Genomic DNA, 23,985 nt, shown 5'->3' on the forward strand with positions numbered 1-23,985 from the left:
ATAAACCTCCTAAATGTTAAATGCTGCAGAAAACTAGGAGTGCCCCGCACAGCAATAATACTGCCAGGCAATCCTGCTTTCCTTTTTACTTGTAATCCGATAATTGTCCTGCATGCCACCGTTTTGTTCCGCAGATCACCCTGCGGGTTTGTCGGCCGGCTAACGACTGGCAGGGGCCGAGAGGCATCCGCTGACTGCTCGATAAACCTCTTCCTCGTCTGCTTGGAAAACCTCCAAGCACCAGCGCTTTTTTAAAATTAGTTTCTTCCATAACGGTTGTTATTATCCGGCTTATGCGGTTCATTCCCACCCCCCATTATTAGTAGTCCATACTACCCATACATATGCAAGGGAGCACTATTTAGTGCTCCCTTGCTTGTATTCTATCTCATTGTAATATAGTTTACCATATTGGTCAATAACGTTTATTCCTGTTCTTGTTTAATTACCCCGGCAATGGCAGCGACAATGCGCTCCAGGTCAGGCAGCGAGGGGCCTTCAGCCATTACGCGGATCAGCGGTTCGGTGCCGGAAGGGCGTACCAGTATCCGGCCATTATCCCCCAGTTCTGTTTCCCCGGCTTTAATGGCGGCAGCAATATTGGCGTTGGTTTCCCAGCCTTCTTTGCTCTTAACCCTGATATTAACTAAGAGCTGCGGGAATCTGGTCATAACCTGAGCCAGTTCTGACATCTTTTTGCCGCTTTGTTTTAAGGCGGCAGCCAGTTTCAGGGCAGTAATCAGGCCGTCACCGGTGGTGCTGTATTGGCTGAAAATAATATGACCTGACTGCTCACCGCCAAGTACCAGGTTATGTTTCAGCATGGCTTCCAGTACATAGCGGTCACCCACCGGTGTAACAAGTACTTTGCCACCGGCATTTTTTATGGCCTGGTGCAGACCCAGATTGCTCATGACGGTAGCTACCAGGGTTTTTTCCGGCAGCGTATCCTGCCTGAGCATTTCCAATGCGCAAATCAGCATGATCTGATCACCGTCAACAGCCATACCGGTTTCATCAACAGCCAGACAACGGTCGGCATCCCCGTCATGGGCCAGACCTAAGTGGGCCTGATGCTGTGCTACGGCTGCCTGCAGCTGTTCCAGATGGGTTGAACCGCAGCCTGCGTTGATATTAATGCCGTCCGGGCTGTCATTAAGGATAACGACCTCTGCCCCCAGCTTTTTAAAGGCAGCGGGCGCAGCCTCACTGGCAGCACCATTGGCGCAGTCAACGACAATTTTAAGGCCGCTCAGCGTGGTTTCCACCGTACCGGCAGCATAGTCGATGTATTCGGCCAGCAGGTCATGGTTCCGGGTAATAAAACCCACTCCGTCAGCCGTAGGCCGGGGCATGGCATCGGCTCCGGCTTCAATCAGGCTTTCCAGTTCATTTTCAACGGCATCCGGCAGTTTATAGCCTGTTCCGGCGAAAAATTTGATGCCATTATCCGGATAGGGATTATGTGATGCCGAAATAACAACTCCGGCCTGTGCTCCATATTTTCGGGTCAGATAAGCTACTGCCGGGGTAGGGACAACACCCAGCAGCACGGCTTCGCCGCCTGCCGAACAAATTCCCGCCGCCAGGGCTGCTTCCAGCATGTGGCCTGAGATACGGGTATCACGGCCAATATAAAACACCGGCCGTTGATGCTCTTTGCCAAAATAATAGGTAGCCGCCCGGCCCATTTTAAAGGCCAGTTCGGGTGTAAGTTCAGCGTTAGCTAAGCCGCGTACGCCATCGGTTCCAAACAGTCTTGCCATAGAGGTTGCTTGCTCCTTTCAATTCCTGCGCAATTAAGGGGTTAAGGCTATGCCTTATATTCTTTTATGAAACTAATGGCCGCGTTCATGCCGTCAAGAGCGGCGCTCATAATGCCTCCCGCATACCCGGCACCTTCGCCAACCGGATAGAGTCCGGCGGTATTTACTGAGGCAAAATCCGGCCCGCGAACGATTCTTACAGGTGCTGAGGTTCTGGTCTCAACGCCGGTAAGCACTGCGCCCGGATGATCAAAGCCGCGAATTTTACGGCCAAAATCAGGCAAGGCTTTAGCCAGTGTGGCTGTGACAAACTCAGGCAGGCATTGCCGGAGATCAGCCGGGGCTGCCCCCGGACGATAGCTCGGGGTAACCAGATAGTTCTTGCCGCCGCTCCGGCCTGCCAGGAAATCACCGACAGTCTGGACAGGGGCGATATAGTTTTGGCCGCCTAAGGCAAATGCCAGTTGTTCATAGCGGCGCTGAAAGGCAATACCGTCAAGCACATGAGGGCCATAATCGGCCGGATTGACGGTAACCGCCAGGGCGCTGTTAGCGATACCGGAATCCCGGCTAAAAAGACTCATCCCATTTGTCACCACCCCGCCGGCTTCCGACGCCGCCGCGACCACCAGGCCGCCGGGGCACATGCAAAAGGAGTAGGCCGCCCGGCCTGTCGCCTTGTCTTGATATACCAGCGCATAATCGGCAGCCCCCAGCTTGGGATGACCGGCACTTACACCGTATTGCGCCTGATCAATGAGTTCCTGCGGGTGCTCAATGCGGACACCGATGGCAAATGGTTTGGCTTCCATGGCAATGCCGGCCTGGTATAACAGTTCATACGTATCACGGGCGCTATGGCCGATAGCCAAAAACAGGGCTTCACACGGCAGATAGCGGTTATCATTAATTGTCAGACCGCACAGGCGGCCATTCTCAATGGCAACCGCTGTCAGCCTGGCCTCAAATTCCACCTGCCCGCCCAGTTCAATAATGCGGTTACGGATGGTTTTGACAACCTGCCTAAGCTTATCTGTGCCAATATGGGGTTTATGCAGATATTTGATTTCAGGCGGTGCACCGGCCTCCACCATCAGAGCAAGTATCTCGGCCATGCGCGGGTCATTAACCCGTGTGGTCAGCTTGCCGTCGGAAAAAGTACCTGCGCCGCCTTCGCCAAACTGTACATTGCTGATGGGGTCGAATTTGCCGGTACGCCAAAAGCCGGCAACATCCCCGGCACGCTGTTCCACATTCCGCCCCCGTTCAATCAGGAGCGGTTTATAGCCATGCTTGGCCAGCATATAAGCAGCAAATAAGCCGGCCGGTCCTGCGCCAACCACTACCGGCCGGTTATCTAACGGCTTGCTGCCCGGAATGATTTCCTCCGGCACAGCCGGAGTTACCATCGCAATATCTTTATCCCCTGGCAGCCGGGACAACACCTGCGCAGACGAAACGGCGGTCCCAACTTCTAACGTATAGACAAAATTAATATTATGCTTCCGCCGGGCATCGACTGCCCGGCGGCTAATCACCACTTGACGGATTGCCGCGGCCGGCAGTTTGAGACGCTTGGCCACCAATTGTTCCAATGGCGCATCTTCGGTTAACGGCACGCGAAAATTGCTGATTTTGAGCAATAACCTTATCTCCTTTAACTATATATAACATGCCAACTATTGTTGCCGGCAGATGGTGTGTTCAACAGCGAAAATCAAACGCCAATGGTGGAACGTTGTCAATGCACCACCCGCCTGCGCCTGTCAGATTCTTTAACGCAAACCTACCGGGGTCCGATTTTTATAGTGACGGTAACCGTCGGCGGTGTGCCTGTCACACCTTCGGGCAGTTGGAGTCTGACCTCTTTGTTCGTGTCTTTATTAATACCGGCTAACATGACCGGCTCGGTATAAACGGCATCAAGCTTCTCAATCGTTTTGCCTGGCGTGTTCTCGCTTACCTCCACTTTCTCAGGCTGGGTAATAATACTCTGAATGACAAAACCTGCTGGCAATTCCCCCTGGGTCACCGGCTTCACATCCACTGTTTTTTTGACTACTGCCGCCATTAACACTACGGTTACCCGCGTTTTTTCCGGATAAATAGTCAGGCCTTGTACTTCTTTGCCTTTGGTATTGACAGGAATTAGCTGCGCATCGATGGCAATATCGGCGTTTTTGCCTGCCAGATCCACAGGCGCCATTACCTTTTCTACGGTTTCGATAAGATGCTTCGGTCCTTCAATGGTAACCTTTTCATTCGCAATAGTAACTTTGCCTGTCAGCGTACCCTTGGCCGGTGCGCCGGTCAGACGCGCCTCCACCGGCACCTCACGGCTGACGACAGTTTCAATCTGTATCTGCACCCGCTCCGGGCTGACTTCAACAACTTCCAAATTGGAAGGCAAAGCAGGCGTGACCTTAAGGTTATGACGGCCTTCTCCCAGGCCCTTTACATCAACATAGGCCGTAAGCTCCCGGTTGATCAATCCGGCCACAATGCTCCGCGGACCGCGGACCTTCACCCGGACAGAGTCCGGCACCTCATTAATGACATAACTGGTAGCTGCATTGCGCGCTTCCAACGGCATGGTGACCCAGGACTCTATGGGTGGATTTTGTTCATTCATAACATACAACCAAAGTATTACGGCTAAGATAACGGCAAAAATTTTAGGTGCCTGATTTTTATCTTCGCCGGGTTTTTTTAAGTATTTTTCAAACATTACGAAGGCCTCCAGCTAAAGAGATCGCTAAGCGAAGAGGTTTTGGCCACAAATAATGGGGCAAGGTGCTCTTTTAGTTTGTCGGCATCCAGATACCGGTGCAGTCTGCCGCCTCTGGCCAGGGAAATAATCCCGGTCTCTTCGCTGACAACAATGACAACCGCATCCGCCTGCTCGCTGATACCAATGGCGGCCCGGTGTCTGGTGCCAAGTTCTTTGGTCAGCGTCCTGTCGTCAGATAACGGCAGCAGACAGCCTGCCGCCTGTATTCTATTGCCGCGAATAATAACAGCACCATCATGCAGCGGCGTATTGGGAATAAAAATATTAATCAGGAATTCGCTGGTCACCAAACCGTCGACTTTAATGCCTGTTTCAATATAATCATTTAAGCCGGTATCGCGCTCCAGCACCATCAAGGCCCCAATTTTATTTTTGGACAGAGCCGTGACGGTTCGCGTCAATTCGGTAAACAGGGTTTCTTTTTCTTCCGCGTTGAGCTGGGAGCTGTTTTTGAAAAAGCGTCCCCGCCCTAATTGTTCCAGCGCCCGTCTAAGCTCAGGCTGAAAAACAACCGGCAAGGCCACCAGCACCACTGTCATGGTTTTTTGCAGCAGCCAGTTGATAACATTAAGTTCCAGCCATTTACTGACAAGGGTAGCCAGCAATAGCACGGCCAGGCCCTTTAACAGGGCGACCGCCCGGGTATCCCGGATCATAATATATAATTTGTATAATACATAGGCAACAATCGCCATATCGATGATATCGAGAAAGCTGATTGTAGAAATTATGCCCCGTATTTGTAATAACATGCTGTACACCTCAAACACACAATAAATTGCAGTACGACTATAACTTTATTCTCCCCAAAAATAGGAAAACCTTTTAGGTAATTAAAAAATATTAATATAAATAATATCAAAATTAGGCTTGTGCCTTTAGCACAAGCCTAATTGTTTTAATCGATAGATTACAGTTTTGCCATTTCACCGGTCCAGCCAAATTTGTCAGCAACACGTCCCTGCTGAATGTCGGTAATATAATCAAACAGTTTTTGCGAGGTTTCACCAATCTCATTATTGTTGATAGTAATTTTCCTGCCCTTCCAGGAAAGCTCGCCAACCGGAGAAATAACGGCAGCCGTACCGGAACCGAAAACTTCCTGGAGACGCCCTTGCTCATGCGCTTCGTATACTTCCTCAATGGAAATACGGCGTTCCGATACTTTCATACCCCAGTCTTTCGCAACGGCAAGTACCGAACGGCGGGTAATGCCGTTGAGGATACTGCCATTCAATGCCGGAGTAATAATTTCATTATCAATTTTGAAGAAGATGTTCATGGTACCTACTTCTTCAATATATTTTTGTTCCAGCGCGTCAAGCCACAATACCTGGGTATACCCTTCCTTTTTGGCGACTTCCGCCGCTTTCAGGCTGGCTGCATAGTTCGCCGGCGTCTTGGCTTCACCCAGGCCGCCTTTGACAGCACGGACAAAATGCTCCTCAACCTTAATGGCGACAGGCTTGAAGCCGGAAGCGTAGTACGCCCCAACAGGTGACAGAATAATAAATACAGTGTACTGATCAGCCACTTTTACACCGACAAAAGGATCGGTGGAAATGACAAATGGCCGGATATACAAGGAAGTCCCCAGCGATTTGGGCACCCACTCTTTATCAATTTCGATAAGCTGCTTCAGACCGTCATGCAGCACATTAACATCCATCTGCGGAATGCTCAGGATATCTGCCGAATGGTTAAACCGGTTCAGGTGGTCAAGCGGACGGTACACAACAATACGATTGTCCGCAGTCCGGAAGGCCTTCATCCCTTCAAAAATAGCCTGACCATAATGCAGCACCATAGCTGCCGGGGAGATTTCAATTTGTCCGTATGGAACAATACGGGCATTGTACCAGCCTTTACCGGTAGCATAATCCATCACAAACATATGGTCGGTAAAAATTTTGCCAAAACCGAGTTTGTCTTCCGGTGGAAGCGTACCGCGTTTATCAGCCAGTGTAACAGCAATATCTGTCATGTTAACAGGCCTCCTTGGGTTGTATATTTATGGTTATTATAGAGTGATTTTTGTATACATGTCAAGGTGTTTTTGTTGTTTTTCCAGGATAGACTTAGCAATAGTTACTGCGTGTCCTACCTGAGTGGGCGATGTACCACCCATGGAATTACGGGCGGCCACACAGGTTTCCACCGAGATCGCATCGATAATGTCGGCGGCAAATAACGGGGAAAATTGCTCGAACTCCTTCAGAGTTAAGTCGGTGAGCGTTTTTTGCTCACTTAAACAATAGGCCACGCATTTGCCGACAACCTCATGAGCCTGCCTGAAGGGCAAGCCTTTCTTAACCAGATAATCCGCCATATCGGTAGCATTGGAAAAGTCGGTCCTGAGCGCCTGCCGCATGGCGCTCACATTGACCTTCATCCCGCGCAGCATGGCGGCATATACTGTCAGGCTGAATTTCACGGTATCAATAGTATCAAACAGGCCTTCCTTGTCTTCCTGCAAATCCTTGTTGTACGCCAGCGGCAAACCTTTTGCCACTGTCAGCATAGCCATCAGATGGCCAAACACGCGTCCGGTTTTACCCCGTACCAGTTCGGCGACATCCGGGTTTTTTTTCTGCGGCATAATGCTGGAACCGGTGCAGTGGGCGTCATCCAGCTCAATAAACGAAAACTCGGTGGACGACCAGAGGATGATTTCTTCACTAATGCGGCTTAAATGCATCATCAAAATGGAGGCAAAGGAAAGAAACTCCAGAATATAATCGCGGTCGCTGACAGCATCCAGACTATTTTCATAGATGCGGCCAAACTTCAGTTCACGGGCAACGGCTTCCCGGTCAATGGGAAAAGTAGTACCGGCCAGCGCCCCGGCTCCCAGCGGCATAATATCGGCAGATTCCCACACACCCTTGAGACGCCGGAAGTCACGTTCAAACATGAAGAAGTAAGCCATCATATGATGGGAGAACAAAATCGGCTGCGCCCGCTGCAGGTGAGTGTAACCGGGCATGATTACGTCCGGATATTTCTCGGCGGTATCCAGTACAGCCTGCTCAAGCTCAAATAACAATCCGGCAATCTCAGCCACTTGCTCACGCACATACATGTGGGTGTCAAGCGCCACCTGATCATTGCGGCTGCGGGCGGTATGAAGCCGTCCGCCAGCCGGGCCGATGCGTTCGGTCAGGCGCTTTTCGATATTCATGTGGATATCTTCAAGGGAAACCTCGAAGCTGAAGTTGCCGGCCTCAATGTCGGCCAGAATACCTTGCAGGCCGTCAATAATAAGTTTTGCATCTTCATGGCTGATTATACCGCACTTGGCCAGCATCCGGGCATGGGCCATGCTGCCGGCAATGTCCTGGCGGTACATGCGGTTATCAAAAGAAATGGAGGAGGTAAACTCCTCCACCATCACATCCGTACTTTTGGCGAAACGTCCGCCCCACAGTTTACTCATTGTTTTTCTTGGCCTCTGCTTTCATCATGGCTCTTACTTTGAGCGGCAGGCCGAACAGATTGATAAAGCCCTCAGCATCGCCATGGTTATATAATTCTTTACTATCGCCAAAGGTTACGATTTTTTCGTTATACAGTGAATACGGTGATTGCGAGCCGGCACTCATGATATTGCCTTTGTACAGTTTCAAGCGGACAGTACCGGTAACATTTTCCTGGGTGGAATCGACAAAAGCGTCCAGCGCCTCTCTGAGCGGGGCAAACCACATGCCGTCATACACCAGTTCGGCATATTTGATGGCTATCTGCTCTTTGTAGTGCAGGGTAGCACGGTCAAGGGTCAGATATTCCAGTTCGCGGTGAGCATAGTAGAGGATCGATCCGCCGGGATTTTCATATACGCCGCGGGATTTCATCCCGACAAGACGGTTTTCTACGATATCGGCAATACCAATACCGTTGGCGGCGCCGATGTCGTTAAGTTTGGTCAATAAGCTTACGGCATCCATTTTTACGCCGTCAACCGATACGGGAATACCCTTTTCAAAACCAACTTCGATATAGAGCGGGGTATCTGGCGCTTTTTCCGGCGGAGTAGTGATCATATATACATCGTCTTTCGGTTCATTCGCCGGGTTCTCCAGGTCGGCGCCCTCATGGCTCAGGTGCCAGATGTTGCGGTCCATGCTGTAAGGACGCGCCTTGGTAACAGGCACCGGAATACCGTGCTTTTCCGCATAGTCAATGGCATCTTCACGGGAGCGGATGTTCCATACCCGCCAGGGAGCAATAATCTTGAGATGCGGAGCCAGTGCCTTTACGGTCAGCTCAAACCGCACCTGATCGTTGCCTTTACCGGTAGCACCGTGACAGATGGCGTCTGCGCCTTCCTTCAGGGCCACGTCAACCATCGCCTTGGCAATAATCGGGCGGGCAAAGGAAGTACCCAGCAGGTATTTGCCTTCATACACGGCGCCTGCCTTCAGCGTCGGCCAAACATAGCTCTCGACAAATTCTGCCGTTAAATCTTCAATATATACTTTGCTGGCACCGGACTTAATGGCTTTTTCCCGGACAGGAGCCAGTTCGTCGCCCTGACCAACATCAGCGCACATCGCAATGACTTCGCAGCCATAATTTTCTTTCAGCCAGGGGATAATAACCGAGGTGTCCAGGCCGCCGGAGTAGGCCAGTACTACTTTTTTAATATCACTCATTATGTATTGCCTCCTACTGTCTATATGGTTTCTTGAATTCCCTATGATAAAGTTTACACCGAATCAGGTATGAATGTCTATATCTTGCGGTGAATTGCCACCTAATCAGCCATCAACAATGCCATAATAGCTTTCTGCACATGCAAGCGATTTTCGGCTTCATCAAACACCACCGAATTAGGACCTTCAATCACATCGTCGGTAATTTCCTCGCCACGGTGTGCCGGCAGGCAGTGCATAACAAGGGCATCCTTCCTGGCCACTTGCATGATGGAGCTGTTGATTTGGAAACCGGCAAAAGCTTGCTTGCGGATGGCCTGCTCGCCTTCCCGGCCCATGCTGGCCCACACGTCGGTGTAGAGTACATCGGCGTCCTTGGCGGCGGCAAAGGGATCATCCAGGATGGTGATTTTGCTGCCTGACGTTTTGGCAATGGCGGCAGCCTGCTCGACAATGACAGCATCTGGCGCATAGTTCTGTGGTGTGGCAACACTGATATCCATACCGACTTTAGCGCAAATATGGAGCAGTGAATTGACCATATTGTTGCCGTCACCGATATAACACAGTTTGCGTCCCTTTAAGTCCTCGCCTTTGTGTTCAATGGCAGTAAAGATATCAGCCATGGCCTGACAGGGATGCAAGAGGTCTGTCAGCGCATTGATAACCGGGATATTGGCATATTCAGCCAGTTCCTCAACTTCCAGGTGAGAAAATGTGCGGATCATGATGCCATCAAGATAACGGGATAAGACGCGGGCGGTATCCTTGACCGGCTCCCCCCGGCCAATTTGCAAATCGTTGGAGGATAAGAACAAAGCCATCCCGCCAAGCTGCCACATGCCGACTTCAAATGATACCCGGGTGCGGGTAGACGCCTTTTGGAAGATCATGCCCAGGGTCTTGCCCTTTAAGAGCTGATGCGGTTCTCCCGCCTTTTGTTTGGCTTTCAGGACTTTGGTAAAGTCCAGAATCTGATAAATTTCATCAACCGTCAAATCATGTATTGATAGAAAGTCTTTTCCTTTAAGACTCATTCGCTAAACACTCCCCCATAGTAAAGTTAAACAGCTGCCAGTGCTGCATCCAATATGTCCATCACTTCGTCCACATGCGCTTTGGTTATATTGAGCGGCGGCACAAACCGGAGCACATCGCCGGCCGTGCAGTTGATAATAGCGCCTTGTTGCATACACTCATTTACAATTTCACGACCAGGCCGGGTGAGTTTGGCGCCGACAATCAGGCCTTTGCCGCGCACCGCAGTGATGAGGGCCGGATATTTGTCTTTAAGTGCATTAAGTTTAGTGACAAGATATTCACCCATTGCCTGTGCATTGTCCAGCAGTTTTTCGTCCTCAATAACCTTCAGCACGGCATTGGCTGCCGCACAGGCCAGCGGATTGCCGCCAAAGGTGGAACCATGGTCGCCGGGGCCAAAGGCAGCGGCGGCTTTATCTGTGGCAATAAAGGCACCAATCGGCACACCGCCGGCCAGCCCTTTGGCTAAAGTAACAATATCAGGCTTAATGCCAAGATGCTCATAGGCAAACATTTTGCCGGTCCGTCCCATCCCTGTCTGAATTTCGTCCAGGATTAACAGGGCGCCATAGGTATCACACAGGGCTCTTACCTCGGTAAAGTAATCCGGATCAGGAATATTTACGCCGCCTTCCCCTTGTATGGGCTCAAGCATTACGGCACAGGTTTTATCAGACATAGCCTGTTTAAGAGCTGCGATATCATTGAACGGAACATGTTTAAACCCGCCAGGCAGCGGCTCGTAGCCTTTTTGATATTTAGGCTGGCCGGTAGCCGTCAAAGTGGCTAAGGTCCGTCCGTGGAAAGAATGTTCGGCAGTAATAATTTCCACCTTGTCGGCGGCAATGGTCTTGCCGTATTTCCGGGCTAATTTTATCGCGCCTTCGTTGGCTTCCGCCCCGCTATTGCCGACAAATACTTTGTCAAGGCCGCTCAGCGCAGCCAGTGTCTTGGCAAGCCTCGCCTGCTCCTCGGTGTAGTAAAGGTTGGAGCAGTGAATGATTTTACCGGCCTGGTCGGCCACGGCCTTCACCAGCTGGGGATGGGCATGACCTAAGACATTGACGGCAATGCCGCCAAGAAAATCTATATATTTTTTACCTTCATTATCATAAACATAAGGCCCTTCACCAGTCTCAAGCACAACCTGATACCGGGCAAACACCGGCAGGTAATTTTCCTGGTCCATATGAAATACTGTTTGTTTATCCACCAATATACCTCCTATATTTAACCACTTCAGTACCAATACCTTCGGTGGTGAATATTTCTAAGAGCAGGGAATGGGGTTTACGCCCGTCAATAATATGGGTCTTGGCTACACCGGCTGCCAGGGCTTTTACGCAGGCTTCCACTTTGGGTATCATGCCGCCGTCAATGCTGCCTGACTTAATCATTTCCTGGGCTTCGGCCAGCGACAGGGTGGAAACGAAGGAATTCTTGTCATTATAGTCACGGTAGATGCCTTCCACGTCGGTAATGAGGGCCAGTTTCTCCGCACCTAATGCGGCGGCCAGTTCTCCGGCCACATAGTCGGCGTTAATATTGTAGGTAGCACCGTCTTTGCCCACGCCAATCGGGGAAATAACCGGGATGTATCCCTGGTCTAACAGGGTTTCGAGAATACCGGTATTGAGTTTGAGGACATCGCCGACAAAACCGATATCCACTTCTTTGACCTGACCGTTCTCCCTTACTTTGGCCAAATGCTTGGCTGCAATAATGAGGTCGGCATCTTTGCCGCTCAGGCCAATGGCTTTAGCGCCAAGGAAATTTAAATATTTAACGATTTCGCTGTTGATTTTGCCGACAAGCACCATCTCGGCGATATCTACCGTTTCGGCATCGGTTACTCTGAGACCGCTGACAAAATTAGATTCTTTGCCCAATGCTTTCAGCATCGAGGTGATTTCCGGCCCGCCTCCATGGACGACGACAGGGCGGATACCGGCATATTTAAGGAAAATGATATCCTGCATGACGCTCTTTTTCAGTTCTTCATTAATCATGGCATTGCCGCCGTATTTGATGACAACCGTGTTGCCGGAAAACCGTTGCAGATATGGTAAGGCTTCAATAAGTACAGCCGCTTTTTCTACTGAATTAATCATATAATCATCCCTTTCCCATTTTGAAGTAATGTCCGTGACCTTAAGAGCGCCAGCTCACCGGCTCACGTAGTATATTCGCCGTTTATCTTGACATATTCATAAGAAAAATCGCAAGTCCACACCGTGGCCGAGGTTTCGCCAAGCCCTAAGTCAACGGTTATGGCAATATCCTTAGCCGCCATGACTTCTTTGAGCTTAGCCGTGTCAAAACCAACCGCTCCCTGACCGTTGACCACAATCGTCAAATCGCCAATGGTCAATGAAGTTTTATCAGGCTGGGTTGCTGCACCGGAGTAACCGACAGCACAAAGTATCCGGCCCCAATTGGGGTCCTGGCCGAAGAAGGCCGTCTTAACCAGCGGCGATTTGGCGATAGCCATGGCCGCCAGCTTGGCATCGGCAAACGATACCGCGCCGGTGACGTTGATTTCCAGGAATTTGGTGGCTCCTTCACCGTCACGGACAATAAGCTGGGCCAGTTCGGTGCATACCGCTCGGAGCGCGGTGTAAAATTCCTGATAGGTTTGACTGCCGGCTGAGTCAATAAGAGTATTGCCGGCCTGACCGTTGGCCAGTACGGCCACCATATCGTTGGTACTGGTGTCGCCGTCTACGGAAATCATGTTAAAGGATAATTCCGCCGCCTGGTTAAGCGCTTGTTTTAATACCTCCGGCGCAATAGCGGCATCGGTAGTAATAAAACATAGCATTGTCGCCATATTGGGGTGAATCATGCCGGCCCCTTTGGCAATCCCGGCAATTTTGCAAATCTTGCCGCCAAGGTTGAATTCATAGGCACAAACCTTGGGAAACGTATCGGTTGTCATAATCGCGGCCAGGGCCTGCTCATGCCCGTTTTCCGATAAGGCGGCAGCCGCCTGGGTAATGCCTGATTTAATTTTATCCATTGGCAGACTGACACCGATTACACCGGTGGAGGCCACCAGAACTTCACAATCATCCAGGTTTAGCGCTTTGGCTGCAACGCGCACCATGGTCCTGGCATCCTGCAGGCCCTGGTCGCCGGTGCAGGCATTAGCGCAGCCGGAGTTGACGACAATAGCCCGGATTTTGCCGCGGTCGCTGACTTGCCGCGAAACAATTACCGGCGCGGCCGCCATCTTGTTGGTAGTATACATGGCTGCTCCGGCTGCCGGCACCTTGCTATAGATCATCCCGATATCGGTTTTGCCGTTTTTCTTAATGCCGGCGTGAACACCGGCTGCGGTAAACCCTTGTGGCGCGGTAATGCCGCCAGTAATTTTAGTTAGCATGGTATCTTCCTCCTGTTACTACTCGTATCCCCTCGGTGGTAAACTCTTTGTTAGCCTACGTGTTATCACGGGTAGAGCGGGGCATTGTCCAAGCCGGTCCGCTCTTCTATCGCAAACATAACGTTCATATTCTGTATTGCCTGACCGGCCGCGCCCTTTACCAGGTTGTCAATGGCGGCGATAGCAATGACCCTGCCGGTCCGTTTGTCGACATGCCAGCCCAGGTCGCAGAAATTAGTGCCACGGGTATTCTTGGTAACCGGATAACCGCCCCGTCCCAGCAGACGCACAAAATATTCATCGCCGTACAGGCTGCTGTAGGCTGCATCAACGGCTTCAGGACTTACCCCGTCCTGCAATTGGGCATAGCAGGTGCTCAGTATGCCTCTGGCCACCGGAATCAGATGGGGAGTAAAGTTTATCACCAGTTCCTGGCCTGCCAGTTCTCCCAGTACGGCTTCAATCTCCGGCGTATGGCGATGACCGGCAACATTATAGGCTTTGACACTTTCGAACAGCTCGGTAAAGTGCGAACCCAGGCTCAGGCCCCGCCCGGCACCGGATACACCTGATTTGGCATCAATGATGATGGATCGCAAATCGATAAGGCCGGCTTTTACCAGCGGCGCCAAGGCCAGAATGCTGGCTGTTGTATAGCAGCCCGGGTTGCCGACAATGGCGGCCTGCTTAACCTGGCTGCGGTTTAGTTCTGTCAGGCCATACACGGCCTGCGCTTGCCTGTGGGTATGGGGTACTTTGTACCATTGTTCATATATGTCAAAATTTTTAAAGCGATAATCGGCGCCAAGGTCAATAATTTTTACATGGGGATTTATCGCGGTGGCTTTGCGGCCTACCTCCATGGCATGCCCATGCGGCAAACCGATAAAAATCACTTGACTCTCGGTCGCGATTGTTTCTAAATCAGCCAAGCTTGCCAGCCTTTTTTCACAAAAACGGGTAAGGTGGGGATATATCTCATGAATAGGTGTATCTGGCTGGCTTTCTGAGGTAATATATAAAATTTCGGCAACCGGATGGGCTGCCAGCAGACGGAGCAGTTCCGCGCCTGTATAGCCGGTAGCTCCCACAATACTTATTTTCATGAACCTCGCTCCTTTATAAATAATTATACATCACATTTGAATAATAATGCAAGTATTTTCGTATTCATGTATACACTTTGTTAGACTAAAAAAATCCATAAGAAAAAAGAGGCTACAGATAAGTAACACCAGCCTCCTAAAATCGAATATCTCCGGCAATACATATACTGCGCCCGCAGCGGGGGCATGCTTTGTCGGTGCCGTTGTCCCGGCCTGTCAAACAACTGCAGCCACCGGCGCGGTCAATGACTTTATAGCCGCATTCCGGGCAGAAGGTATTCATACCGTCACCGCCAACATTGCCGATATATACATAGTTCAGGTATTTACGGGCTGTTTTATAGGCTAGCTGCAGTGTGCTGAGCGGCGTTGGCGGCGCTTCCAGCCGGTAGCTGGGAAAGTACCGGGAAAGATGCAAGGGTATATCGGCGCTTATGCCTGACAGCCACTCGGCCAGAGCGGCTATCTCGGCTGCCGTGTCATTAAGACCTGGCACCAATAAGGTGGTAATTTCAATATGACATTGTCCGGCTGCCTGCTCCACCGTACGTTTAACCTGCGCTAACTGTCCGGCACATAGTTGTTGATAAAAATCATTGGTAAACGCTTTAACATCAATATTCATAGCAGCAATAAACGGCAGCAGCTCGCTTAACGGCTGCTCCTGGATAAAGCCGTTGGTGACCAGCACATTACGTAGTCCTGCCGCTTGTACCAGCCGGGCAGTATCCATAATGTATTCATACCACACGCCAGGTTCAGAATAGGTATAAGCAATCCCAATATTGCCCTGGTTAGCAAGCCGGAGGGCTAAGTCGAGCGCTGCCTGCGGCTCAAGCATTGTCACCGGCGGCTGCGCCTGGGCAATATGCCAGTTCTGGCAAAATTGGCAGGCAAGGTTGCAGCCCCAGGTGCCAAGTGACAATATCCTGCTGCCAGGGTAGAAATGGTATAAGGGTTTCTTTTCGATAGGATCAAGTGCCTGGGCTGTAACCTGCGCATAATTTAGACTATAGAGTTTACCGCCGGTATTTTGGCGAACCCGGCAAAACCCTGTCCGCCCCTCTGTAATGGTGCAGCTTTTCGGACATAAACGGCAAAGCACCGCTTGTCCCTGCTGCTGGTAATGAAGCGCCTCATACACTGTTTTCACCTGCCGCCAGCTATATATACCGGGTTACGGTAAAACGGTATAACTCAATTTCTTCTTCCGGCCTGATCCCGGCCTTCTGCATCGCAATGCTTACCTGCTCGGCAACTGTATCCACACCTGCAAGGTCAGGCAGCAGCAAGCCGGAGCGCCGTCCCTTGCGCACAATAACCCCATAGGTTTTGGGGTCAAGCACGTCCATGCTCTCAATCGGCTCCGGTGCCTCCAATACATCTACCGAAACTTCGAGGTCAGCCAATTCACCTGGCGAGATGGGGTTAAACCGGGGGTCCTCTGTGCCGGCACTAACGGCATTCTGAATAATTTCCTCGGCAACAGTCGGTTGGGTAGGAGCAAAAGTGCCAATACAGCCGCGCAGTTGGCCGGCTTTTTTAAAGGAAACAAACACTCCCGCCCGTCTGCACAATTCCGCGGAAAGCTCTGCCGGCTTGTCCAGCAGGCGGCCATGTTCCAGATAATAGGCAAGGCTTTCCCGGGCCAATCGCACCGGCGCGCTTGGTGATGAACGCATGGCAACAACCTCCTATCTTTTCCCTTTGATTTTATAAGCCACAACAGCATACCCCACACCAAACGGGCCTTCATAAGAGGATACGACCTTTTCGGCGTCCAGCCCGCCCATAACCCCCATCAGAAAGAAAGCCGGTCTGAGTCCGCATTGTCCGGCTTCTTCAATCAGGTTTTCATCCAGATTGAGCAGCGCTTTAACGTCGGCATTTTCCAAAGCCGCTACCAGCTGGCGGTCAAACTCAGCCCCTTTAGGACTATAGCCGGCCGGAGCATCGGGTGTAAGCCGGTGCGATAAGTCACCTGACGCAATGACGACTACCCGTTTGTCCATATGGCTGATAGCCGCCTGAACCGCTTTGCCAAAGGTATACATTTCCTCATAGGCCAGCATACCTATGGATAAATGCACAATCTGGCCTTTAAACCCGGCTTTGGCCAAATAGTAAAGCGGGACAAAAGCGCCATGATCAAGGTGCAGTGAAATACGATAGTTCTTCGCCACCGCATCGGTCAGCTCATTCAAATTGATGCCCAGCCGCTGCGAGTTGCGGATTATATGTTTAATTAGCAGATTATCTGTCTCAAAGCCAAGTGTCACATCAGGTGCATCAAATTGTGCCATACTGCCCCTGAGGCGGGGATGAATACTGACGGTGACGGCATCTTCAAATACCGGCCCATGCGGCGTAATGATAACAACCGTTTGCGGATTGGCCTCTTTTAGCATTTCAGATACCCGGACAGCCGCTTCCACGGTTTCCTTAATCCGCGCCAATTCCTCTTTTCCCACTTCCGGGATCATCAGTGGCGGGTGCGGCATGAACGCACAGCCAACCAAATTATCCATAGAATCTCTCCCTTTTCGGTATTACGCATGCTTCTTATCTTCCCACATTCTGGCTGAAATGATACGCAAGTCCTTTGGCAATATACTCAGCCAGTTTTTGCTGGTACGCTTCGCTGTTTAACTGCGCCGCTTCTGCCGGATTGCTGATAAAACCCGCTTCAATAAGCACTCCGGGTGTATTAACAGATTTCAATATAAGAATGTCAGAATCCTGCTTAACTTGACGTTTATTGCCAGGGGGAAAATTCTTTAGCGCTTGCTGCATGGTTTCGGCCAATTGTTTGTTGCCGGCAAGCTTAGGATTGTAAAATACCTGGGCACCCGACCAATTCGTGCCTTTAATGGCATTGCAATGCAGGCTGACAAAAACATTGGCACCGGAACTATCGATAATTTCAACCCGTTTTAAGATGTCATTGCGTTTGCCGCCTTTACCCCGGGTATAAAAGTCAATATCTCCCTCACGGGTAAACACGGGGGTTGCGCCGTTGGCAGCTACGACTTGTGCAACTTTAAGGGCAATGGCCAAATTTATATTCTTTTCTTCAATACCATTCCATTTAGCTCCGTCATCAATGCCCCCATGGCCGGCATCAATAGCAATCGTCTTGCCTGCAAGTACCGCTAAATTGGCATTCTCAATGTCATCCACCACAAGGTACCGTAATGTCAGGAGGTTTAATACCACTACGGCAATACTAAATACCACCGCATGCAATAATCGCTGGCGTCTCACTGCCCATAGCCGCATTTTTATCGCCACCTTCTCCGCCACTCTACTTACACTGTATTCTCTACCAGGCAATTACATGCTAAAATAAAGAGTAGGAATAGCTTAAACCTTTAGGGGTGATACGTTTGAAAACTAAGCGGTTACGAGTAGGACGGATTGCAGCCTTATTAGCCATAGTATTTGCCGTAACCTTTTTCTGGGCCGGCGGTGAGCTTTTGCTGCGTTCGTCTATGCCGAAAATCAATATTCTCCCGGCAGGAGCGGCTGAAACGGCAGCAGAGGTTAGCAGCGCCTGGGAACGGGTGCATCGGGTAATCTTTCTGAAGAGCGCCGTTGATGCCAAACTGGATAAAAGTACCTATGTCCGCCTGTCTGATATACCGTTGCCCATGCAGCAGGCCATCATTGCCGTTGAAGACAGCCGGTTTTATCATCATATGGGCTTCGATATTGAAGGCATTTTCCGGGCCACACTGGTTAATGTACAAACCGGGGCATTTACAGAAGGCGGCAGTACCATTACGCAGCAGCTAATCAAGAATTTATTTTTAACCCATGAACGGACACTGGTCCGCAAAGCCGAGGAATTTGTCCTCGCCATTGCGCTGGAAATGCGCTATTCCAAAGAAGAAATTCTGGAAATGTATCTCAACACCATCTACTTCGGCTCCGGTGCTTATGGTATTGGTGAGGCTGCTGCCATTTATTTCGGCAAACCTCCCTTTCACCTGAATTTAGCCGAATGTGCCCTGTTGGCCGGACTGCCTAACGCCCCGTCACTGACATCACCGTATGTCGATTTTACCGCCGCTAAGCAGCGACAGGCCGTTGTACTGGCAGCTATGGCCCGCAACAGCTATATTGGCCCGTCACAAGCCCAGGAAGCCAAGTTAACGCCAATTCTATTGGCTAAGTAAAGAGGTCCGGCAAAAAACGCCGGACCTTTACTATTTCCGTTACAACCGTACTTCTGCTGAGGCGCGTTAACTGAAAAAACCGCACCCCAAAGGATACGGTCAGCTGTCTATACTGCGGTCCATTACAACAATAACCTTAATCCGCCACTGTCCATCAATGCATTCAAGGTATTCGGCGTTGGCAAAATGCTGCAATACTTGAAGCAATGCAGCTTTTGCCGCCATTAATTCTGCTGTCCTCGCCGGTGTTATCGCGGGATCATCCAACTGTTTAAGCAGAGTGTTATAATTACCAATGGTAGACAATAGGGCCTTTTTAAGTTTGCGTTCCATATTTGCCCCCCTTTCCCCGGCTATTGCCGGGCTTTTTTCGTCCACATGAAGTGCATGCTTTCACCGGTTGCGTCTATGGTCCTATTTCTTATCTAACATATTACATCATTAGTACAACTTTATAAACATTTTTTACCCATATGCACAAGAAAATATTAATATAGCAGAAAAAAACAGCCGCACGGTCCCCTCAACCGTCAGCATTACGGGCCGCTATTATGCAAATCAGAATAAAAAATCCTGCCAGATTGACTGGCAGGATTTTGCGGCAATATTAACGCTTGGAGAACTGAGAAGCTTTACGCGCTTTTTTGAGGCCGTATTTACGACGCTCTTTTTCGCGCGGGTCACGGGTTAAGAGACCGGCTTTTTTCAGTGGCAGACGGAATTCACCGTCGATCTTTAAGAGTGCGCGGGCAATGCCATGGCGGACTGCGCCAGCCTGACCGGATACACCGCCGCCCTCAACCTTTGCCAAAACATCATATTTACCGACAGTATCGGTAACGTTCAGGGGTTGAGTAACGATAAGCTCAAGAGTTTTTAAACCAAAATATTCGTCCAGCGGACGCTGATTCACGATGATTTTGCCTTCTCCCGGAACCAGACGAACTCTGGCAACCGAGGTTTTTCTGCGGCCTGTGCCGTAGTAAGTAACCAATGCCATATATATGTTCCTCCTTTCCGGTATTACCTAATATTAAGTTCCAGCACTTCCGGCTGTTGCGCGGAATGCGGATGGTTAGGTCCAGCGTAAACATTCAGTTTACGGTACATTTGACGTCCCAGGCTGTTCTTCGGCAGCATGCCTTTAACAGCTATTTCAATAACACGTTCCGGTTTGGTTGCCAGCATTTTACCGGCAGTGGTGAAAGTGGTTCCACCAGGATAACCGGAATGACGGAAATAAGTTTTCTGTTCCAGTTTTTTACCGGTAAAGACCACTTTGTCCGCGTTAACCACGATCACATGGTCACCTGTATCAACATGGGGAGTAAAGGTCGGTTTATTTTTGCCGCGAAGAACTTTCGCGACTTCAACGGCCAGTCTACCAAGGGTTTGGCCCTCGGCATCCACGACATACCATTTACGCTGGATGTCGGCCGGGTTTGCCATAAAAGTTTTCATTGTCTATCCTCCTCGTAAAAGCTAAAGGACTATGTTTAAAGCTTGACTAAATTATGATTGTTTAAACCTTGAATTCCGGGGCTAATGGAATGCATGGCAAAAATCTCATAACGCTATTGTAATAAATTAGCGGGTTGATGTCAAGGGCTACGCCTTGGCAGAACAAAATTATTTTGGACTGGCCGTCTGTCAAGTCGAAAACCAACGGCTGAAGGACTAATAACACCATGGATTTGGGCTTGCCGGACTAGTATTTAACTTCTATTAAATACAAGCCCTGGGGCGGTGCGGTAATGCCTGCAGCGCGGCGGTCGCCGCCTGCCAGTACCCTGGCAAAATCCTCAGGGGTCCGGCGGTGTCCACCTACCTCTACCAGCGTCCCAACCAGATTACGCACCATATGGTATAAAAAGCCTGTACCCCAAAATTCAAATTCAATGCCACAAGCCCCAACCTCACGGCAGGTTGCCGCCATAATGGTGCGCACAGGGCTTACCGGCGCTCCCCCGGCTGCCCGAAAAGCGGAAAAGTCATGCGTACCGACAACCGCTTGCGCCGCCTCGTGCATCAGGGGCGCATCAAGCCTGGTGGAAATATGCCAGGCATAATTCCGCTCAAACGGATTTGCCAACCGCGTATTTAACAGCCGGTAGCGATAAACTTTTCCTGTGGCTGAGCGGCGGGCATGAAACCCGGGAGCTTCTTCGGCAGCGTCAACAACGACAATATCCGGCGGCAGCAGTCCTTTAGCCGCCAAGACAATGCGTTCGGCGGGAATGGTGCCCTGAGTATAAAAGTTGACAACCTGGCCATATGCGTGCACCTTAGCATCGGTCCGGGCTGAACCGGTAAGTTTTAACGGGTGGCCGAACAGCCTGGCAAGCCGCTCCTCTACTATTTGCTGAACGGTCATGGCGTTGGCTTGCCGTTGAAAGCCGTGATAGGCGGTGCCGTCATAAGCCAGTATGAGCTTAATGTTTCTCATAGGGCTATTTTATATGCTTAACAGCGAGCAGTATTACCGGCAATATTGCCAGCACAACAGCCGCCAGCATGTCTCGCGTACCAAGTTTAAGCTCTTTCATCCTGGTGCGGTTTTCGCCGCCGCGGTAGCATCTGGCCTCCATGGCAACAGCCAGTTCATCTGCCCGGCGAAAGGCACTGATAAACAGCGGCACCAATAGCGGCACCATATTTTTGGCCCGTTTTAAAATATTTCCTGAAGCAAAATCTGCACCGCGAGCCATCTGTGCCTTCATAATCCGGTCAGTCTCTTCCAGCAGGGTAGGAATAAAGCGCAGGGCAATTGTCATCATCATCGCCAGCTCATGGGCCGGTACGCCCAGGCGGCGGAACGGATTTAACAGCCGCTCGATACCGTCAGTCAACGCAATGGGCGAAGTGGTAAACGTCAGCAGGGAGGATACGGCAATGAGCAGCACCAGCCGCAGCGACATGAGTACGCCCATGCGTGTCCCTTCCTGGGTGACAGTCAGCGGGCCCAGGTTACCAATCACTGTGCCGGGAGTTGTGAAAACATGAATGGCCAGTGTCAGTAAGACAATAATCCATAATGGCTTAATTGACTTGAGGACTAACCGGAAAGGAATAGCCGAAATGAGCACTGCCATAACAGCAAAGGCTATCAGGATGGCGTACGCCAGATAGCCCTCCGCCAGAAAGATGGTGAAAATATAAAGAACAATGCCCAGGATTTTGGTGCGGGGATCCAGCAAGTGAATGGGCGAATTTCCGGGGAAGTATTGTCCCAGTGTAATATCATTGAGCATGTGTCCGCCCCCTAATGGCTTTAGAGATTTCCCGGGCCGCAGCTTCGGCGGTTAGAGCGGTATTGCTGATCGGCAAGCCCTTAGCCTGCAGCTTGTCAATAAGTGCGGTAAGCGGCGGTACATCAAGCCCTGCCGCGGTAAGTTCCTCCCGTCCGTGGGTAAAAATATCCTCCGGCGGCCCGTCAAGAGTAATTTGTCCGCCGTTCATAACCAGTACCCGGGTGGCAAACCGGGCGACATCCTCCATATTATGTGATACCAATATGACGGTTGTATCTGTTTGCTGGTGCAGCTTGACAATTTGGCCAAAGATCTCGTCACGCCCGCGCGGATCAAGCCCGGCCGCCGGTTCATCCAGCACCAGATAGGCGGGTTCGAGGGCAATAACGCCGGCAATGGCTACCCTGCGCATTTGACCGCCGCTCAGGTTAAACGGGGAACGGTCTTTAAAGGTGGCAAAATCCAGGCCGACAAACTCCATCGCCCGGCGTACCCGGCTCTCGATTTGATCTTCCGGTATACTCAAGTTTTTAGGTCCGAATGCAATATCCTGGTAGATGGTTTCTTCAAAAAGCTGGTGCTCCGGATATTGAAAGACCATGCCTACCCGCCGTCTGGCATCACGCGCCGCCTGATTCTTGTCCTTTAAGTCAATGCCTTCCACGCGCACATGGCCGGAGGTAGGGGTAATCAGTCCGTTCATATGCTGCACAAGCGTGGATTTGCCTGAGCCGGTGTGCCCGATAATGCCGACAAACTCGCCATTTTGGATGGTGAGGTTAATATTCTGGATAGCAGTCCGCTGATAAGGGGTTTTCGGCATATAGGTATAGGTAACGTTTTCGAAGCTTATGGACATAGAGCCACCACCAGTTGTTCATCACTTATTATCGTTTGGTCCAGTGTTATGCCTTGCTCCCGCAGGCAGGCAGCCACTTCTGCCGCTGCCGGAACATCTAAGCCCATAGCCTTTAACTTTTCTACCTGACAGAAGACCTCTGCCGGTGTCCCTTCCAGGACAACCTTGCCTTGCTCCATAACCACTACCCGATGGGCGGCAACAGCTTCTTCCATGAAGTGGGTAATATAAACAACAGTAATACCTTCTTTATTTAACCGGTACACGGTATCAAGCACTTCCTTGCGCCCACGGGGGTCCAGCATGGCCGTGGGTTCATCAAGCACCAGGCATTTGGGCCGCATGGCCAAAACACCGGCAATAGCTACCCGCTGTTTTTGTCCGCCGGACAGGAGATGGGGGCCATGATGACGGTATTCCTCCATATTAACCAGCGCCAGCGATTCGGTCACCCGCCGGGAAATTTCCACAGGCGGTACACCTAAATTCTCCGGACCAAAGGCTACGTCTTCTTCCACAATCGCAGCCACAATTTGGTTGTCAGGATTCTGAAACACCATGCCCACTTGCTGGCGAATGTTCCACACGTTAGCCGGGTCGGAAGTATCCATGCCGGCTACCAGGCACTTACCGCCGGTGGGCAGGATGAGGGCGTTGAGATGTTTTGCCAGGGTTGATTTTCCCGAACCATTGGTGCCAATGACGGCAAGAAATTCACCCTGTTCGATGGTGAGATTAATATCGGTAAGCGCATGTACCTCCTGGCCATCATAGCCAGGATATGTATGACGCATGTTTTCAATTTTAATAAGTTCTCCCATATGAGGTGCTCCACCCCTTTGCACAAAGTACAATGACTAGTAGTCTGCCAAGTCTATTGTATAACTTCTTGTCAGATATTTGAATAGGAAACCGATAGTTTGTAAGAATAAAGGCGACCCGCCGGGCCGCCCTCG

24 protein-coding genes are annotated in these 23,985 nt (G+C 50.7%); 1 reads left to right on the forward strand and 23 read right to left on the reverse strand.

Translation table 11 applies throughout. The features are described 5' to 3' along the window. Nucleotides 1-425: 425 nt before the first annotated feature. From glmM to GT1_RS15950, 16 genes are all read right to left on the reverse strand, one after another. On the reverse strand, nucleotides 426-1,766 hold the full coding sequence (gene glmM / locus GT1_RS15875) for a phosphoglucosamine mutase (protein ID WP_188399555.1): 1,341 nt from the start codon (nucleotides 1,764-1,766) through the stop codon (nucleotides 426-428). A 47-nt stretch (nucleotides 1,767-1,813) separates the two neighbouring features. Next, nucleotides 1,814-3,409 carry an NAD(P)/FAD-dependent oxidoreductase gene (locus GT1_RS15880; RefSeq protein WP_188399556.1) on the reverse strand — a complete coding sequence of 532 codons (1,596 nt, stop codon included), beginning with the start codon at nucleotides 3,407-3,409 and terminating at the stop codon, nucleotides 1,814-1,816. A 143-nt stretch (nucleotides 3,410-3,552) separates the two neighbouring features. Further along, nucleotides 3,553-4,494, reverse strand: coding sequence for a YbbR-like domain-containing protein (locus GT1_RS15885; protein WP_188399557.1), 942 nt, complete (start codon nucleotides 4,492-4,494; stop codon nucleotides 3,553-3,555). Then, a complete protein-coding gene (cdaA, locus tag GT1_RS15890; protein WP_075752925.1) occupies nucleotides 4,494-5,309 on the reverse strand; it encodes a diadenylate cyclase CdaA in 816 nt (271 codons plus the stop codon). Before cdaA ends, GT1_RS15885 begins: the two co-directional genes overlap by 1 nt. Before the next feature lie 158 nt (nucleotides 5,310-5,467). After that, nucleotides 5,468-6,541 (reverse strand): branched-chain amino acid aminotransferase, encoded by a 1,074-nt coding sequence (locus tag GT1_RS15895; RefSeq protein ID WP_188399558.1) that lies wholly within the window; start codon nucleotides 6,539-6,541, stop codon nucleotides 5,468-5,470. Nucleotides 6,542-6,577: 36 nt separating this feature from the next. Continuing rightward, a complete protein-coding gene (argH, locus tag GT1_RS15900; protein ID WP_188399559.1) occupies nucleotides 6,578-7,993 on the reverse strand; it encodes an argininosuccinate lyase in 1,416 nt (471 codons plus the stop codon). After that, entirely contained in the window at nucleotides 7,986-9,209 is a 1,224-nt protein-coding gene (locus GT1_RS15905) for an argininosuccinate synthase (RefSeq protein ID WP_188399560.1), read from the reverse strand. Before GT1_RS15905 ends, argH begins: the two co-directional genes overlap by 8 nt. A 101-nt stretch (nucleotides 9,210-9,310) precedes the next feature. Next, on the reverse strand, nucleotides 9,311-10,246 hold the full coding sequence (argF, locus tag GT1_RS15910) for an ornithine carbamoyltransferase (RefSeq protein WP_188399561.1): 936 nt from the start codon (nucleotides 10,244-10,246) through the stop codon (nucleotides 9,311-9,313). Nucleotides 10,247-10,272: 26 nt separating this feature from the next. After that, on the reverse strand, nucleotides 10,273-11,439 hold the full coding sequence (locus tag GT1_RS15915; RefSeq protein WP_188399601.1) for an acetylornithine transaminase: 1,167 nt from the start codon (nucleotides 11,437-11,439) through the stop codon (nucleotides 10,273-10,275). Nucleotides 11,440-11,455: 16 nt separating this feature from the next. Further along, nucleotides 11,456-12,361, reverse strand: a complete 906-nt coding sequence (argB, locus tag GT1_RS15920) for an acetylglutamate kinase (RefSeq protein ID WP_188399562.1) — start codon at nucleotides 12,359-12,361, stop codon at nucleotides 11,456-11,458. Between the two features lie 62 nt (nucleotides 12,362-12,423). Continuing rightward, on the reverse strand, nucleotides 12,424-13,635 hold the full coding sequence (gene argJ / locus GT1_RS15925; RefSeq protein WP_188399563.1) for a bifunctional glutamate N-acetyltransferase/amino-acid acetyltransferase ArgJ: 1,212 nt from the start codon (nucleotides 13,633-13,635) through the stop codon (nucleotides 12,424-12,426). A 65-nt stretch (nucleotides 13,636-13,700) separates the two neighbouring features. After that, entirely contained in the window at nucleotides 13,701-14,741 is a 1,041-nt protein-coding gene (gene argC, locus GT1_RS15930) for an N-acetyl-gamma-glutamyl-phosphate reductase (protein ID WP_188399564.1), read from the reverse strand. 136 nt (nucleotides 14,742-14,877) lie between these two features. Then, entirely contained in the window at nucleotides 14,878-15,894 is a 1,017-nt protein-coding gene (gene amrS, locus GT1_RS15935; protein ID WP_308507634.1) for an AmmeMemoRadiSam system radical SAM enzyme, read from the reverse strand. Nucleotides 15,895-15,904: 10 nt separating this feature from the next. After that, entirely contained in the window at nucleotides 15,905-16,423 is a 519-nt protein-coding gene (amrA, locus tag GT1_RS15940; RefSeq protein ID WP_188399565.1) for an AmmeMemoRadiSam system protein A, read from the reverse strand. A gap of 12 nt (nucleotides 16,424-16,435) precedes the next feature. Continuing rightward, nucleotides 16,436-17,269 (reverse strand): AmmeMemoRadiSam system protein B, encoded by an 834-nt coding sequence (gene amrB / locus GT1_RS15945; protein ID WP_188399566.1) that lies wholly within the window; start codon nucleotides 17,267-17,269, stop codon nucleotides 16,436-16,438. 34 nt (nucleotides 17,270-17,303) lie between these two features. Next, nucleotides 17,304-18,020, reverse strand: a complete 717-nt coding sequence (locus GT1_RS15950; protein ID WP_188399567.1) for an N-acetylmuramoyl-L-alanine amidase — start codon at nucleotides 18,018-18,020, stop codon at nucleotides 17,304-17,306. 107 nt (nucleotides 18,021-18,127) lie between these two features. Between GT1_RS15950 and GT1_RS15955 the strand changes: the two genes are divergently transcribed. Continuing rightward, nucleotides 18,128-18,919 carry a transglycosylase domain-containing protein gene (locus tag GT1_RS15955; RefSeq protein WP_223226303.1) on the forward strand — a complete coding sequence of 264 codons (792 nt, stop codon included), beginning with the start codon at nucleotides 18,128-18,130 and terminating at the stop codon, nucleotides 18,917-18,919. Nucleotides 18,920-19,018: 99 nt separating this feature from the next. Here the strand turns inward: GT1_RS15955 and GT1_RS15960 are convergent, their stop codons facing one another. The 7 genes from GT1_RS15960 to GT1_RS15990 all read right to left on the reverse strand — a co-directional run bounded on the left by GT1_RS15960 (nucleotide 19,019) and on the right by GT1_RS15990 (nucleotide 23,850). Beyond that, entirely contained in the window at nucleotides 19,019-19,252 is a 234-nt protein-coding gene (locus tag GT1_RS15960) for a hypothetical protein (protein ID WP_188399568.1), read from the reverse strand. Nucleotides 19,253-19,526: 274 nt separating this feature from the next. Next, nucleotides 19,527-19,919 (reverse strand): 30S ribosomal protein S9, encoded by a 393-nt coding sequence (gene rpsI, locus GT1_RS15965; RefSeq protein WP_188399569.1) that lies wholly within the window; start codon nucleotides 19,917-19,919, stop codon nucleotides 19,527-19,529. Nucleotides 19,920-19,942: 23 nt separating this feature from the next. After that, nucleotides 19,943-20,380, reverse strand: coding sequence for a 50S ribosomal protein L13 (rplM, locus tag GT1_RS15970; protein ID WP_188399570.1), 438 nt, complete (start codon nucleotides 20,378-20,380; stop codon nucleotides 19,943-19,945). Nucleotides 20,381-20,627: 247 nt separating this feature from the next. Continuing rightward, nucleotides 20,628-21,365 (reverse strand): tRNA pseudouridine(38-40) synthase TruA, encoded by a 738-nt coding sequence (gene truA / locus GT1_RS15975; protein WP_188399571.1) that lies wholly within the window; start codon nucleotides 21,363-21,365, stop codon nucleotides 20,628-20,630. Nucleotides 21,366-21,369: 4 nt separating this feature from the next. Then, nucleotides 21,370-22,170, reverse strand: coding sequence for an energy-coupling factor transporter transmembrane protein EcfT (locus GT1_RS15980; RefSeq protein ID WP_188399572.1), 801 nt, complete (start codon nucleotides 22,168-22,170; stop codon nucleotides 21,370-21,372). Continuing rightward, nucleotides 22,160-23,029, reverse strand: a complete 870-nt coding sequence (locus GT1_RS15985; RefSeq protein ID WP_188399573.1) for an energy-coupling factor transporter ATPase — start codon at nucleotides 23,027-23,029, stop codon at nucleotides 22,160-22,162. The genes GT1_RS15980 and GT1_RS15985 overlap by 11 nt, the downstream gene beginning before the upstream one ends. Next, nucleotides 23,020-23,850, reverse strand: a complete 831-nt coding sequence (locus GT1_RS15990; RefSeq protein WP_188399574.1) for an energy-coupling factor transporter ATPase — start codon at nucleotides 23,848-23,850, stop codon at nucleotides 23,020-23,022. The genes GT1_RS15985 and GT1_RS15990 overlap by 10 nt, the downstream gene beginning before the upstream one ends. Nucleotides 23,851-23,985: the final 135 nt, after the last annotated feature.

Origin of the sequence: Sporomusa sp. GT1, from assembly GCF_014634905.1 — a bacterium.
Lineage (GTDB): Bacteria > Bacillota > Negativicutes > Sporomusales > Sporomusaceae > Sporomusa > Sporomusa sphaeroides.